Source organism: Natronoglycomyces albus (genome assembly GCF_016925535.1).
GTDB classification, from domain to species: domain Bacteria; phylum Actinomycetota; class Actinomycetes; order Mycobacteriales; family Micromonosporaceae; genus Natronoglycomyces; species Natronoglycomyces albus.
Map to the genome: position 1 here is coordinate 1114485 of NZ_CP070496.1, position 15463 is coordinate 1129947.

9 protein-coding genes and 3 pseudogenes are annotated in these 15463 nt (G+C 63.5%); 11 read left to right on the forward strand and 1 reads right to left on the reverse strand.

Features of this window, described 5'->3' with window-relative positions; translation table 11 throughout:
- Positions 1 to 226: 226 nt before the first annotated feature.
- The 4 genes and pseudogenes from frr to JQS30_RS17785 form a co-directional block, all read left to right on the forward strand.
- Entirely contained in the window at positions 227 to 784 is a 558-nt protein-coding gene (gene frr / locus JQS30_RS04740; RefSeq protein WP_213172230.1) for a ribosome recycling factor, read from the forward strand.
- Positions 784 to 1833 carry a phosphatidate cytidylyltransferase gene (locus tag JQS30_RS04745; RefSeq protein WP_213172231.1) on the forward strand — a complete coding sequence of 350 codons (1050 nt, stop codon included), beginning with the start codon at positions 784 to 786 and terminating at the stop codon, positions 1831 to 1833. The genes frr and JQS30_RS04745 overlap by 1 nt, the downstream gene beginning before the upstream one ends.
- Before the next feature lie 128 nt (positions 1834 to 1961).
- Complete coding sequence (rlmN, locus tag JQS30_RS04750) at positions 1962 to 3092, forward strand: dual-specificity RNA methyltransferase RlmN (protein ID WP_213172232.1); 1131 nt, start codon at positions 1962 to 1964, stop codon at positions 3090 to 3092.
- A gap of 18 nt (positions 3093 to 3110) precedes the next feature.
- Positions 3111 to 3383: pseudogene (locus JQS30_RS17785) on the forward strand (DivIVA domain-containing protein); the annotation flags it as partial.
- A 2035-nt stretch (positions 3384 to 5418) separates the two neighbouring features.
- Here the strand turns inward: JQS30_RS17785 and JQS30_RS04760 are convergent.
- The gene (locus tag JQS30_RS04760) at positions 5419 to 5703 is read right to left on the reverse strand and encodes a DUF2631 domain-containing protein (RefSeq protein WP_213172234.1); all 285 of its coding nucleotides are present in this window, start codon (positions 5701 to 5703) and stop codon (positions 5419 to 5421) included.
- Between the two features lie 151 nt (positions 5704 to 5854).
- Between JQS30_RS04760 and JQS30_RS04765 the strand changes: the two genes are divergently transcribed.
- The 7 genes and pseudogenes from JQS30_RS04765 to hutH form a co-directional block, all read left to right on the forward strand.
- Positions 5855 to 7444 (forward strand): Rieske 2Fe-2S domain-containing protein, encoded by a 1590-nt coding sequence (locus JQS30_RS04765; protein WP_213172235.1) that lies wholly within the window; start codon positions 5855 to 5857, stop codon positions 7442 to 7444.
- Positions 7445 to 7599: 155 nt separating this feature from the next.
- A complete protein-coding gene (locus JQS30_RS04770) occupies positions 7600 to 8439 on the forward strand; it encodes a MurR/RpiR family transcriptional regulator (RefSeq protein ID WP_213172236.1) in 840 nt (279 codons plus the stop codon).
- A gap of 73 nt (positions 8440 to 8512) precedes the next feature.
- Positions 8513 to 10150, forward strand: coding sequence for a urocanate hydratase (gene hutU, locus JQS30_RS04775; protein WP_213172237.1), 1638 nt, complete (start codon positions 8513 to 8515; stop codon positions 10148 to 10150).
- Positions 10151 to 10152: 2 nt separating this feature from the next.
- Positions 10153 to 11364: pseudogene (locus tag JQS30_RS04780) on the forward strand (allantoate amidohydrolase); the annotation flags it as partial.
- Positions 11365 to 11366: 2 nt separating this feature from the next.
- Positions 11367 to 12671, forward strand: coding sequence for a formimidoylglutamate deiminase (locus JQS30_RS04785; protein ID WP_213172238.1), 1305 nt, complete (start codon positions 11367 to 11369; stop codon positions 12669 to 12671).
- Positions 12668 to 13819 (forward strand): imidazolonepropionase, encoded by a 1152-nt coding sequence (hutI, locus tag JQS30_RS04790; RefSeq protein WP_213172239.1) that lies wholly within the window; start codon positions 12668 to 12670, stop codon positions 13817 to 13819. The genes JQS30_RS04785 and hutI overlap by 4 nt, the downstream gene beginning before the upstream one ends.
- A gap of 51 nt (positions 13820 to 13870) precedes the next feature.
- A pseudogene (hutH, locus tag JQS30_RS04795) lies at positions 13871 to 15403 on the forward strand (histidine ammonia-lyase); the annotation flags it as partial.
- Positions 15404 to 15463 lie beyond the last annotated feature (60 nt).

Sequence of the window (15463 nt, forward strand, 5' to 3'; positions counted from 1 at the left end):
GTGCGTTCGATAGTCGCCTCAGACGTCGCCTCTGCGCAGGTGCAGGATGAGGTTAACCCGCGCGGTTCGCACGCCTAGGAAACGTTGCCCCAGAAAGCCTTATGGGACGAGCGTTCTCCGCGGCGGGCCCACCTTTGTAAACTTCACCTCCTGCGGCCTTGCAGGAGCACACCTGAATAGGCCACTGAGTTTGCTGATGTCAGGTACAAGAATGTGAGAGATTGCAGTGATTGACGAATCCCTTCTCGAAGCAGAAGACAAGATGGAACGCGCTGTGGCGCACGCCAAGGAAGAGTTCGCAGCGGTTCGCACCGGCCGCGCTTCCGCCGCCATGTTCTCCAAGATCACAGTGGACTATTACGGGGCGCAGACGCCGTTGCCGCAACTTGCCTCCATTGCCGTTCCCGAGCCGCGCATGGTGATCATCAAGCCCTTCGACATGTCGCAAACTGACGCCATTGAACGAGCTATTCGCGAGTCCGACCTTGGACTCAACCCGAATAACGAAGGCAATCAGCTGCGGTTGAACCTCCCGATTATGACCGAGGAACGTCGACGGGAAATGATCAAAGTTGTCCGTTCCAAGGGAGAGGACAGCAAGGTGTCGGTGCGCAACATCCGCCGCAAGTCCAAGGACGAGATCGCCAAGTTGGTCAAGGACGGCGAAGCTCGCGAGGACGAGGGTCATCAAGCCGAAAAGGACCTAGACGACATCACCGGCCGCTACACCAAGCAAATCGACGATCTTGTGGCGGCAAAAGAAGCTGAGCTACTAGAGATTTGATGAGACCGCTACATAGCGACCAGCCTGGAGATGAAAGGGCTCGGCGAAGCGAGGCCGAGCCCTCCCCGCCTCCCTCCTTGGACACCCCACACCCTCAGAGCGACCTCCCAGACTCGCCTCAGCTGGGGAACGAGGAGCCCAAACAGCCCGTCAAGAAGGTGAAGGCTGGACGTAACCTTCCCGCCGCCATCATCACGGGTGTCGTACTGGGCGCGGTCATTCTCGGTTCCCTCCTGATCCAGCCCATAGTCTTTCTTGGCGTTGCCGGGGTCGCCGTCGCCGTCGGCACCTGGGAACTGGCCACTGCCATGCGTAAAGCGGGCAAGAACGTGCCTGTGGTCCCGCTGGCCGTCGGTGCGGTGATCGTTCTTGCCTTGACCTGGTTTGGCGGCGGCAACGCCCTCATGCTTTCCATTGGCCTCGTTGTCGCGGCCCTGTTCATTTGGCGGCTGGGCGAAGGGGCGACCGGGTATCACATCGATCTTCCGGCCTCTGTCCTCGTGGCGGTGTACGTTCCGTTCTTGGGCGGGTTCGCGATGCTGATCGCTTCCGCCGAAGACGGCGCGTGGCGCGTGATCGCAATGCTGTTGATGGTGGTGCTGTCCGACACCGGCGGGTATGTGGCCGGAGTGTTCTTCGGGAAACATCCGATGGCCCCGCGCATTAGCCCCAAGAAGTCGTGGGAGGGGCTTTTCGGCTCTGTGGCCGCCAGCTCGCTGGGAGGCGCGTTGGCGCTGTGGCTGCTCTTTGAGGTGGACGTGTGGATGGGCCTGGCCGTCGGTGTCAGTATCGCGCTGGCGGGCACGCTGGGGGACTTGACGGAGTCACTTATAAAGAGGGACCTGGGAATCAAGGACATGAGCAATTTGATTCCCGGTCACGGCGGCCTGATGGACAGGCTTGACTCGATTCTCATGGCCGCTCCCGTGGCCTTCATCTGGTTTTGGTATTTGCTCGGCTTAGCGGGAGACTTATGTCTCTTTGAGTCGATCGATAGTAGTGACCTGGTGACGCAGCGGTGGGAGCCTGGCACATGTGGCGGGCTTTGACCAGGGACCGAACGGTTGGAAGTGCAGCGATCAATGGACAGTATGTGGACACGCGAGGGTAGGTCACCCTCTTACGAGGAACTGGGGTTGGCAGATGCAGCGCTACTCATGCGAGACTTGGCTGTGACATGGCTGTAGCACTCACATTGACAGAACCGCGCAAGCGCAGGGCCGCACCTCCCCGGCACCTGGCTGATCTCAGCATGGCCGAATGCCAGGAGGTGTTGGCCGAGTTGGGTCAACCGGCCTTCCGAGCCAAGCAGCTTCGCAACCAGTACTTCGGGCGGCACGTTACTGACGCGGAGGCGATGACCGATCTTCCGGTGGCCGCGCGAGAGCAGATCGGGTCGGCTCTGTTGCCGCAGTTGTTGCATCAGGTCCGTCAGGATTCTTGCGACGATGGCAAGACGGTGAAGACTTTGTGGCGGCTTCACGACGGGGCGTTGGTCGAGAGCGTACTGATGGCCTACCCCGATCGGGTTACCGTCTGTATTTCTTCCCAGGCTGGTTGTGGCATGGCTTGCCCCTTTTGTGCGACTGGTCAGGCCGGTTTGACGCGCAACCTCTCGACCGCCGAGATCGTTGATCAAGTAGTACACGCGGCTAAGACCGCCGCGGAACATGAGCTGGGTCGTCTCTCCCATGTCGTTTTCATGGGGATGGGCGAGCCGCTGGCGAACTGGGCGCGGTTGAAGAAGGTGTTGCAGTTGCTGACTGCTCCGGTCCCGGATGGGGTGGGGCTATCAGCTCGCAACATCACCGTGTCCACTGTGGGGTTGGTCCCACAGATCAAGCAACTGACCGAATTGGGGCTTCCAGTCACCTTGGCTGTGTCACTGCACGCTCCCGATGACGAGCTGCGTGATGAGCTCGTCCCGATCAACACCCGTTGGAAGGTCGCGGAAGTTCTCGATGCCGCGTGGGAGTACGCTAACCGGTCTAAACGCCGTGTCTCGATTGAGTACGCGATGATCCGGGACATCAATGACCAACCGTGGCGTGCGGATCGGCTGGCCGCGCTCTTGCGTGGCCGTATCGCACATGTCAATCTGATCCCGCTGAACCCAACACCGGGCTCTCGCTGGGACGCGAGTCCGAAGCCGGTGGAGGCGGAGTTTGTACGTCGGCTACGGGATGGCGGGATCGCCACGACAGTGCGTGATACCCGCGGACAGGAGATCGACGGTGCCTGTGGGCAGTTGGCCGCCTCTGAGCAGGCCGGCACATCCGTCGATACGAACAGTGGCCGAACGAGTTAAGCGGAAGGTGGCTTTGTAGTGGCGAGTCATGGGGACCGGTTTAGGCGCCGCGCGTTGAGCCGTGGCTACAAGGTTGACGAAGTCGATGCCTTCCTCGACCGAGTAGAGGCGACGCTGGCCGGTGACCCGGTGGGTAGCCCGGTGACAGCGGAAGAAGTCGACGATTGCGTTTTCCGTGTGCGTTTCGGCGGCTATGACGAATGGCAGGTCGACGTCTATCTCGACCGAGTGGCTCGGCAACTGGCTGAGCTGGAAGAACGTGGAGTCTTGGGCTCTGCTCCCGCTCCGGACTTCTCCAAGGCCGCCAGTGAGACGGGCCCAGGTGGTAAAGCGCAGCCAATTCGTGAGATTCCCGATGCTCCGCGCGGTGCCGTTGGCTTCGCCCCTGAGGGCCCTCCGGGGCGGGAACCGGTGCCGATGGGTGAGGGCGGACGTGGACGCGCCGGCAGAGCCGAGCCCGCGCGTGCGGCCGTGGCCAGGGCCCCCGAACCGGACGATGCCGAGGGTTTCGGGCACTTGCGCGGCGGCGGAGACGACGACGAGGGCTTCGGTTTCCTCGCCGGTCCGCCCCCAGGAGAGTCCGATCCCAATGACCCCTTCGCAGCGCCGCGCAAAGGCGGTTTCGGGGCGCCAGCTGAAGACGAGTTCTCCGATGTAGACGATTTCGGGCCCGGTGGACCTGGTCCTGACCGTGGTTTCGGCCCGGGACGTGGACGTGAGCCTGGTTTCGCGCCAGCGGGCGCTGGTCCAGAGCGAGGTTTTGACGACCGTTTTGGCGGTCCGGAACGCGGCTTTGACGGATTCACTCCGGCCGCGCAGAGCGCCCGCGTACCCGAGGAGGGTTTTGCTCCCTCAGGGCCTGACCGGGGCCCGGAACGTAGCTTCGATGGGTTTGCTCCGGCCAATGAGGAATATCGGCATCCTGGTCCAGGCCGCGATAATGCCTACGGTGCGCCGAGCGACCCCGGCGGACCCGGCCCAGATATGGCCAATGCCACGCAACAACTTCCCTTGCATCACGATGAGGCCTCTCCTGGGCCCGGTCGCGGCCCCATCCGGCGTGGCGCCCCCGTTCCGCAAGAGGGGTTTGGCCCGCGTGATGGTGCCTTTGGCGGCCGCGAAGAATCGTTCCCTCCTCGCGACGAGGGGTTTGCGCCCGGTGGCCCTGGCCCACATGAGGAGGGGTTTGGTCCGCGCCGTGGCGCGGCGGTGCCGCCTCCATCTCGTGGGCCAGCGGCTGACGCCACCCAGATTCAACCTGCCGTAGGTGCGGGCGACACCGGTTCCCGCCGGGCGGCGCTGGGCCCGCGCAGCGGTGATACTGGTTCGCGTCGTGGCGGCCCGGCTGGCCCACCGGAATCGGAATTCGGCGGCAACTATCCGCCGGAGAACCATTTTTCCGACACTGGCTCTCGCCGTGCCGCTCCGCGCCCACCTCAGGGTCCGCCGCCGGGCGGCCCAGGTGAGGATCACCCACGCTTTGGGGCTGCGGCTGTTCCGCCTCCTGGGAGACCAGAGGGCGGCCCGGGACGCGCCGCTTTGCCCGGACGCTCGGCCTTCCCAACTTCCTCGGGTCCTGCCGGGCAATATCCGCCGCAGGAGGCCGGACCATACGGCGGTCGGGCGCCCAGCTCTGGTGCCGGTTATGCCCCCACTTCTGGCGCGGGCCCCGTCTCGGGCGCCGGGCCAGTCTCGGGAGCGGGCCCGATCTCAGGTGCCGGGCCGGTCTCGGGGCCTGGCGATCCGGCGGGCACTGAATTCGGTCGTGGCGCGGCCGCACCGGTTGACTATGGGCGCCGTAACCCCTATGAGGGGCGAGGAGCATTTGACGGCCCTGGGCGTCACGGTCGTCAAGAGATGACCACTGAGATGCGTCCCTCCGACTCGGCGTTTACTCCCGATGACGTGCATCGTCTCGACCAGTTGCGCCGTTCGTTCCAGCCTCGTCGATTCGGCTCGGGCTATGACCCAGCCCAGGTGGACCGGATTTTTGACGCTGTCGGTGCGGCCATGACCGGTCGCACGCCGATGCCTTTGACAGACCGCGAACTGGATACTAGCCAGTTCTCGCTGGTTCAAGGCGGCTACTTTGAGGGCGAAGTGGAGGCGGCGTTGCGCGAGGTGCGGGAGATCTTCCAGCAGCGGGGCATGATGCGCTGATCGATTTTCCGCCCCGTCAGGCGGAGGCGTCATCGCACTGACCTGGTCGGGTGTTCGGCTCGCCTAATACATAAGAGGACGTAACGACAGTGGTGGGCCCCGCGATCGCGGGGCCCACCACTGTCGTTACGTTTTGTGTCCGAACCGCTAGGGGTTGGGGCCGCAACTAGTCACGCAACCCGGTCCGGCGCATCCACCAGTCCAGTACCACGAAGCCGACGATGCCCGCCGCGGTGAGAATCACGAAGAAGTCTTCGATGCGGCCAGTGTGGTTCCCAAGGAGGAACGTCAAGACGATGCCCGCCGTCACTAGCAGCGTGCTGTAGAGCACCTTGCGGCTGGTCGGTTTGCGTTGGGCGGGGGACAGTACGGGCTCTTCGCCGCCGGCCATAGTGGTTACCTCCGGGTGTGCGGACTTCTCTGCACTGTGCAGCATAGTCTTGCGTGCCACAGACCGTCACACTGCCCGGATTAGTGTGGCCTGAAGTGTAATTTAGAGACGTTGAGGTTCCTTCGGAACCGACCAGGGGCGGTCACGCCTTTGCTCGATCGAAAGTATCGATCCAATAATTCGTCGGCACAGCGTGTGTTAGGGGTTAAGTGTGCGCATTACCGGTACGGGTCACGCATCCATGTTCATCGAGACCGCTTCGGGGTCGATCCTGTGCGACCCATGGGTGAATCCGTCCTATTTCGCGTCTTGGTTCCCTTTCCCGGACAATTCGAGCCTCGACTGGGACACGTTGGGCAACTGCGACTACCTGTATGTTTCCCATCTGCATCGGGACCACTTCGACGCTGAGAACCTCGCCGGGCACATCAACAAGGACACCACGGTCCTGTTGCCGGAGTACCCCACCAACGAGCTAGAGGCCGAGCTGCGGGCGCTGGGCTTCCACAAGTTCATCAAGACCGTCTCCGAGGAGATCGTTGATCTTCCCGGTGGCGCTCGCATCATGATCCAGGCACTCACCTCGCCTACGGATGGTCCGATCGGTGACTCCTCGCTGTGGGTCGAGGACGCCGATGGGGTGCGGCTGCTTAACCAAAACGACGCCCGGCCCACCGACCTGACGGTGTTCACCCAACACGGCCACCTGCACGCGCACCTATTGCAGTTCGCTGGCGCGATTTGGTACCCGATGGTCTATGAACTGCCCGACAACGCCAAGCGCGCCTTTGGCAAGCAAAAGCGTGAACGGCAGTTCGATCGTTCTTTGCGCTACATCAACGATGCCAAGGCCTCGTGGACGTTCCCCATCGCCGGGCCGCCGTGCTTCCTGGATGACAAGTTGTGGGAGTTCAACGACATCTTTGGCGATGAGGGCAATATCTTCCCCGACCAACTCACCTACGCCGACTGGCTTTCCGAACAGGGCCATGACAATAATGTCGTCCTCATGCCGGGCACGGTCGCGGAATTGACTCAAGAGGATATTTCGGTCACCCACCCGGTCGCGGATCTGCGCGAATGGTTCGCCAACAAGAAGCAGCATCTAGAGGATTACCGGGACCGTCAGCAGGGGCGCTTGGCGCAAGAGAAGGCTTCCTGGTCTCACCCTGAGATTGATGTGTTGGCCACGTTGAGGGAGCGCATTGAACCGCTCATGGCCGAGGCCGAGCAGATTTGCGCGGGGATCGGGGGCTCGGTTCGTTTCGACCTGACTGAGGCCGATTCCGATGAGATTATCGAGTCGATCCTGTTTGACTTTGTCGAGCGAGCCATCATTCCCGATGACGGCCGTAAAGTCCGCTACCGCTTCCGCACCGAGCGTCGCCTCATCGAGCACTTGCTGCACATTAACGAGGTTGACTGGGTGAACTCGCTGTTCTTGTCGTGCCGTTTCACCGCCGCGCGGATCGGTCAATACAACGAGTACGTGTACACGTTCTTCAAGTGTCTGTCTTCGGAGCGCCTCCAATACGCCGAGGGATGGTATGCCGAGCAGCGGCCGGATGAAGAGAATGTGGTGCTGGATGGCTGGACCATCCAGCGGCGCTGCCCGCATTTGAAGGCTGACTTGTCGGTCTTTGGCAAGGTCGAGGATGGGGTTCTGACTTGCCAAATGCATGGCTGGAAGTGGAACTTGAAGTCGGGTAAGTGCATGACGTCAGTCGGCCATGACATTCGCAGCTTTGCTCCCGGAGAGGCTCCGTGTGAGGGAGAGCAGGAGACCGCGCGCGGCGAATAGCCACCGTGCTCGCTGGCGGGTTGGTCATCACTGATGGCCCACGAGCGGGGACGTGAGGGTTGTCTCCCCAGTTGTGACCTGGGGAGACAACCCTAAAATGAAGAATATTCAACATCCTGTTGCCCCATGTATGGAATTATTCATACACTGAGGGGGTGACTGACGCTGCCGGGACCAAGCTTCCCGCCCTCTTCTCCAGTACGCGGCTGACGCCCGCTCAGCGGCGTATCGCCCGCTGCCTGGTTGACCAGGCTTCGATGGCCACCTACATGTCTGCCAGCGAACTGGCCGCGCTAGCTGGTGTAAGCCAGCCTTCGGTCACTCGATTCGCGATCGCCCTAGGGTTTGAAGGCTATCCCGACCTGCGCCGCCACATCGCGAAACTCATGAGCGGCCAACAGGCTGACGAACCTACCGGCGGCAATCAATTCCAACGCGCCGTGTCGGCCGAACAAGACAATCTGCGGAAGCTCTCCGACCTCCTCACCGACGAGCGGCCCATCACCGAGGCCGGACAGGCCCTCATGAATTCCCAGCCGCTGCCGGTATTGGGGCTGCGTGCCGCCGCTCCCGCCGCTGGCTATTTCGGCTATTTCGCCGCCAAGATCCACCCCGATGTGCGCATCCTAGATGCGGGGGGCTCCGAGATTGGCGACCAGCTGCAACAGGCTCGGTCAGCCGGGGCAAGATCGCTGCTGGCTTTCGTGCTGCCACGCTACCCGCGCGACACCCTGGCCGCGCTCACCGAAGCCAGGCAGTTGGGAATGCACGTTGTCTCCATCACCGACTCGCCCATGAGCCCGGCCGCAGAACTCAGCGACATCGTCTTGCCCGCGGCAGTCGGCTCTCAGCTGGTGTTCGACCTGCACACCGCGCCGATGGTTCTGGCCATGGTGCTGCTGCAAGCCATGTGCGACGCGGCCCCAACCGAGACCACCCAGCGGCTGGAGAACTTCGAACTCTCCGCAGCCCGCCGCGACATCTTCAGTACCTGACCCACCGATCCCTCGGATTCGCTCAGACTCGCCACAACCACATTGACCATCGCCCCGCAACGGAGGTAAAACCATGCGCGCACCGCACGGCACCGATCTGAACTGCCAAAACTGGCAAACTGAGGCGGCATATCGGATGCTGCTCAACAACCTCGACCCCGAGGTGGCCGAACGTCCCGAAGACCTGGTCGTCTACGGCGGCACTGGCAAGGCGGCCCGCAGCCAAGCCGACTTCGAGGCCATCAAGCGCGCACTGAAAACCCTGGCCGCCGACGAGACCCTGCTGGTCCAAAGCGGCCGCGCCGTCGGAGTCATGCGCACCCACGAATGGGCCCCGCGTGTCCTCCTAGCCAACTCCAACCTCGTCGGCGACTGGTCGACGTGGCCCGAATTCCGCCGTTTGGAAGAACTCGGCCTCACCATGTACGGCCAGATGACCGCCGGTTCCTGGATCTACATCGGAACCCAGGGAATTCTCCAAGGCACCTACGAGACCTTCTCCGCCGTGGCCAAGAAGCGCTTCGGGGGCAGCCTGAAGGGGACGCTCACCCTCACCGCCGGCTGCGGAGGCATGGGCGGCGCGCAACCGTTGGCCGTGACCATGAACGACGGCGTATGCCTCATCATCGACATCGACGCGACCCGCCTGGCCCGTCGCGTCGAGAAGCGTTACCTCGACACCGTCGCCAACAGCCTCGATGAGGCGATCGAGCAGGCTGTTGCCGCCAAAGAAGCTGGCGATGCCATCTCCATCGGGGTCGTCGGCAACGCCGCCACACTCGTGCCCGAAATTCTTCGCCGCAGCGTCCCCGTCGACATCGTCACCGACCAAACCTCCGCCCACGACCCGCTGTCCTACATCCCCGAAGGGGTCGCACTCTCCGAAGCGGCCGACCTAGCCAAACGCGACCCCGAGGGGTTCACCGAGCAATCCCGCGCCTCCATGCGCAAACACGTGGAAGCAATGGTCGGCTTCCAGGACATCGGGGCTGAAGTCTTTGACTACGGCAACTCCATTCGCGGAGAAGCGCAACTGGCTGGCTACGACCGTGCCTTCTCCTTCCCCGGTTTCGTCCCCGCCTACATCCGACCGCTATTTTGCGAAGGAAAGGGCCCGTTCCGGTGGGCCGCGCTCTCGGGCGACCCCGCCGATATCGCCGCCACCGACCAGGCCATTCTCGAACTATTCCCCGAAAACGAGTCGCTCAAACGCTGGATCACCATGGCTGGGGACCAAATCGAGTTCCAGGGCCTGCCCTCGCGCATCTGCTGGCTGGGATACGGCGAACGCGACAAAGCGGGCCTGCGCTTCAATGAAATGGTTGCCGAGGGCATCCTCAAAGCACCCATCGCCATCGGCCGCGACCACCTAGACTGCGGATCGGTCGCCAGCCCCTACCGCGAAACCGAATCCATGCTCGATGGTTCCGACGCCATCGCCGACTGGCCCCTACTCAACGCCTTGATCAACACTGCCTCCGGAGCCACCTGGGTCAGTATCCACAACGGCGGCGGCGTCGGCATCGGACGGTCCCTCCACGCCGGACAGGTTATCGTCGCCGACGGCACCGACCTGGCCGCTCAAAAAATCTCCCGCGTCCTCCGCAACGACCCCGGAATGGGTGTCATCCGCCACGTCGACGCCGGGTACGAGCGCGCCGAAGCCGTCGCCAAGGACCAAGGCGTCCGCATTCCCACCCGGGAGAACTGAGCATGAACGACATCGCCAAAACCCAGCAGGAGTTCCGGCGACTCTGGGACGAGCTGGCCCCCATCGGGCGCGCCGACTCCGGCGGCTACCTGCGCTATTCGTGGACCGAAGCCGACGCCGCCTGCCGAGAGTGGTTTCACGACCAGGCCACCGCTCGCGGACTGTCGACCGAGACCGACCGCAACGGCAACCTCTACGCCTGGTGGGGCGACCCAGACCGCGGCGACGCCGTCCTCACTGGAAGCCACTTCGACTCGGTTCCACACGGGGGAGCATACGACGGTCCGCTCGGCATCGTCTCTGCCTTCCTCGCCATCGACATTCTGAAAACCCGCAACATCCAACCGCACCGTCCCATCGCCATCGCGGCCTTCACCGAAGAAGAGGGCGGACGCTTCGGCGTACCCTGCCTGGGATCACGCCTGATGACCGGTGCTTACGACCCCAACAGCGCCCGGGCCCTCACCGACCGGGACGGAACCACGCTCGAGGAGGCCATGCGCGCCGCAGGCGAAGACCCCGACGCGCTCGGGGTCGACACTGAGCGTCTGAACCGCTTCGGGTGCTTCATCGAACTGCACGTAGAACAAGGGCGCGCGCTCGTTCACGACGACGCGCCGGTCGGGGTTGCCAGCGCGATCTGGCCGCACGGCCGTTGGCGCTTCGGCTTCAGCGGCGAAGGCAACCACGCGGGCACGACTCCGTTGGCTGACCGGCGCGACCCCATGTTGACGTTCGCATTCACCACCCTCGCGGCTCGTAAAGAAGCCAAGCTGGCCGGGGCGCTGGCCACAATCGGCAGGGTCTCGGTTGATCCGGGGGCGACGAACGCGATCGCCGCGCACGTTGACGCTTGGTTGGACGCCCGCGCACCCGACGAGGAAACCCTGAACCAGCTGGTTGCCGAAATCGAACAGAAGGCCCGCGAGCGGTCCACGCGCGATGGCACCTCGGTGGACATGGTGGCCGAATCGGTGACTCGGGTCGTGGAGTTTGACGACGGACTGCGCGACCGGATCGCGGCGCTATTGGGAGGAGTTCCGGTCCTGCCCACTGGAGCTGGCCACGATGCGGGGGTCTTGGCCGGGCATATCCCCACCGCGATGTTGTTTGTGCGCAATCCAACCGGTGTTTCGCATTCTCCCAGCGAGTTTGCCTCTGACGATGACTGCGCCCAGGGTGTGCACGCGCTGGCGACTGTGTTGCGGGAGCTGGCATGGTTACCTACTGGGCTCAGTGGGCGTGGTTGGAGAACGGGCCGACCGCTCAGGTGGCGATCGAGGTTGAGGCCGGATACATCCGCGCTGTGGCGACAGGACCGAAACCCGAAGGAGCGGTGGAGCTATCCGGTTTGACGTTGCCGGGGTTGGCGAATGCTCACTCGCACGCATTTCATCGAGCCTTGCGCGGCCGTACTCATGCCGAACGCGGCACATTCTGGACCTGGCGGGAACGCATGTATGCGGTGGCCGACCGGCTCAATCCGGATTCGTACTATCGGCTGGCCCGCGCCGCTTACGCGGAGATGGCTTTGACTGGGGTTACGTGTGTCGGTGAGTTTCACTACCTACACCATGACCTCGACGGTAAGCGGTTTGCCGATCCCAATGCGATGGGGCAGGCCCTCATCGCGGCGGCCGCCGATGCCGGGGTTCGTCTGACGCTGTTGGACACGCTCTACCTCAGTGGCGGTTTCGATCAAGAATTGTCGGCCTCGCAGCGTCGCTTCAGTGACGGAGACGTCGAATCCTGGTGGTCGCGCGTGGCGGCGTTGGAGGTTCCCGAGCATGTGGTGCTGGGGGCGGCGGCGCATTCGGTGCGGGCAGTCCCCGCCGAGGCGCTGGAGTCGTTCGCCGAGTTCACCGCAGACATGCCGGTGCATGTGCATTTGTCTGAACAACGGGCCGAGAATGAGGCCTGCCGGGCTCTCCACGGTCTGACTCCAACGCAGTTGTTGGCCGAGCACGGACTTTTGCGGCCTAATTTGACGGCTGTGCACGCGACGCACCTGAGCGCCAATGACATTCGGCTGTTGGGTTCGACCGGTAGTGGCGTGTGCTTGTGCCCTACGACCGAACGAGATTTGGCCGATGGGATTGGCCCGGCTCGTGCGCTCGCCGACGCGGGGTCTCCGCTGTCGTTGGGTTCGGATAGCCACGCGATCGTCGACTTGTTCGAGGAAGCGCGGGCGCTGGAGATGCATGAGCGACTTGCCAGTGAGCAACGTGGGCATTTCACGCCCGGTCAGATGCTCAGTGCCGCCACTGACGCCGGTCACGCGGCTTTGGGCTGGGATGACGCCGGTTGCATTGAGGTGGGGATGCGCGCTGACCTTGTGAGCGTGGTGACCGACTCCCCGCGCACGGCGGGGGCGCAGATCGATGGCGTTCTTTTGGCGGGCAACGCCGCAGACGTGCATCATGTGGTTATTGATGGCCGTGTGGTGGTCTCTGAGGGCCGCCACCTGGATCTTGACGTGGGCCGCGAACTTGCGGCCGCCATTGGAGATGTGAGTTCATGACACTTCTGATCGACAACATTGGCGAATTGTTCACTGCCACCGAGGAGGGCATTCTCCGCGACGCCGCGGTGGTCATCGATAAGGGGCGCTTCGCGTATGTCGGACCCACTGCGGGGGCTCCTGAGGCCGATGATCGCTTCGATGCCCAGGGTGGGGCGGTCCTGCCCGGTTTCGTCGACAGTCACTCGCACATCGTTTTCGCACAAGATCGCGCCGCTGAGTTCGCCGCCCGTATGGCCGGGGAGCCCTACACCGGTGGCGGCATCCGTACCACGGTTGCCTCGACCCGGGAGGCTTCTGACGCGCAGTTGCGGGCCACAGCCCAACGCATTATGGGTGAGATGGCCCGTCAGGGGACGACCACCGTCGAAATCAAGTCCGGCTACGGGCTTTCGGTGCGCGACGAGGTCCGCCAACTCAACATCGCCGGTGAATTCACCTCCGAGACCACCTTCCTTGGGGCGCACACCGTACCCGCTGACACCGACGCGGACGCCTATGTGGATCTGGTCATCACCGACATGCTGGCTTCGGCTGCGCCGAAGGCCAAGTGGGTCGACGTGTTTTGTGAACGGGGAGCCTTCGACGGTGAGCAAGCTCGCGCCGTTCTCACCGCCGGAATGAAGGCGGGGCTGCTGCCACGGGTGCATGCCAATCAGCTGACCCAGGGCCCTGGGGTGCAACTGGCCGTGGAGCTCGACGCCGCCTCGGCTGATCACTGCACCCATTTGTCGGACGCCGATGTCGACGCGCTTGCCCAAGGCAACACTGTGGCGACCTTGTTGCCGGGAGCGGAGTTTTCGACTCGGTCGCCCTACCCTGACGCTCGGCGCCTTCTCGATGCCGGGGTCGAGGTCGCTTTGGCCACTGACTGCAACCCCGGTTCGTCCTACACCAGCAGCATGCCGTTTTGCATAGCGTTGGCGGTGCGCGACATGGGTATGACTCCGACCGAGGCCGTGCTCGCGGCTACCGCCGGGGGCGCAAAGGCCCTGTGGCGCACCGACATTGGCGCGATTCGGGTAGGCGCTCGTGCGGACCTGGCGATCTTGGACGCGCCTTCCCATGTGCATTTGGCCTACCGTCCCGGAACCGACCTGATGGCAGCTGTCATTGGTGCCGGTGAGGTTCTCTATCGGGCGCGCTAGCCATCACTTTCACTTGCCAACACCCTGCCCATTCAGACACGAGGAGACCAGATGAACACCGTGACCATCAGTCAAAATGGCATTGAAGCGGCCGATGTGGTGGCCGTGGCGCGCGGCACGGCTCGCGTCAGCCTTGCCGCAGACGCCGTGGAGGCCATGAACCGTAGTCGAGCCCATATCGATGACATCGAACGTCAGGGCCGACCTGTCTATGGTGTTTCCACTGGTTTCGGTGCTTTGGCGAACACGTTCGTGGCTCCGGAACGTCGTGCCGAATTGCAGCACGCTCTTATCCGTTCCCACGCGGCGGGCTCGGGTGATCCGATGCCGCGTGAAGTCGTTAGGGCGATGGCCTTGCTACGGGTGCGTTCGTTGGCGAAGGGCTCCTCGGGGGTGCGTCCGCAAGTCGCGCAGTCGATCGTGGACATGCTCAATGCCGACATCACGCCATGGGTTCCGCGGCATGGGTCGTTGGGTGCCTCTGGTGACCTCGCTCCGTTGGCTCACTGCGCGATGGTGCTGCTTGGCGAGGGGTGGGTCGTGGGGAAGGACGGCGCTCGCGTCGAGGCGGCGCACGCGTTGGCCGAGGCGGGGCTGCGTCCGATTGAGTTGGCGGCCAAGGAGGGCCTTGCTCTCATCAACGGCACCGATGGCATGTTGGCCATGTTGATCCTGGCTTTGGAAGACATGGCTCACCTGTTGACGATGGCGGATGTGACCGCCGCGTTGTCGGTGGAGGCGATGCTGGGTACCGATCGGCCATTCCAAAGAGAGTTGCACGAGATTCGGCCCCATCCGGGCCAGGCCGCCAGCGCCGCGAACATTCACGCGCTGCTGCAAGGGTCGGCCATTATGGACTCGCACCGGGATGACTTGGAACACGCGGTACAGGATGCCTATTCGATGCGCTGTGCCCCGCAGGTGGCCGGTGCGGCTCGGGACGTGGTCGATTACGGGTGGCAGGTGGCTCGACGGGAGCTGGCCTCTGTTGTGGACAATCCAGTGGTGCTCGATGATGGCCGGGTGGAGTCGACGGGGAACTTCCATGGGGCTCCCTTGGCATATGCGCTCGATTTCCTCGCGATCGCCGCTGCCGATGTCGCGTCGATCTCGGAACGGCGCGTGGACCGGCTGTTGGACGTGGCGCGTTCGAGGGATCTGCCCGCGTTCCTCACCCCTGATCCGGGGGTGAACTCCGGGCTCATGATCACCCAGTACACCGCTGCCGGAATCGTGGCGGAGAATCGCCGCCTGGCGTCTCCGGCTTCGGTTGACACGGTGCCGACCTCCGGCATGCAAGAAGACCATGTGTCGATGGGTTGGGCATCCGGACATAAGCTGCGCATCGTGTTGGACAATATGGCCAGCGTGCTTTCGGTGGAACTGTTGGCGGCCGTCAGGGGCCTGCAACTGCGCACTCCACTGATGCCCTCTCCGGCTGGCCAGGCAGCGTTGGGGACGCTCACGCCCATTATTGGCGAGCCGGGGCCGGACGTGTTCATGGCTCCGATTATGGAAGACCTGAAGGCGCAGGTGTCAGGACCTGCGCTGCGCGAGGCTATCGAGGCGGCCATCGGCAAGCTCAAGTTAGTCAAACGTCACGTTGTGGGGCCCGGACGTACGCGTCCGGGCCCCACAACGTGT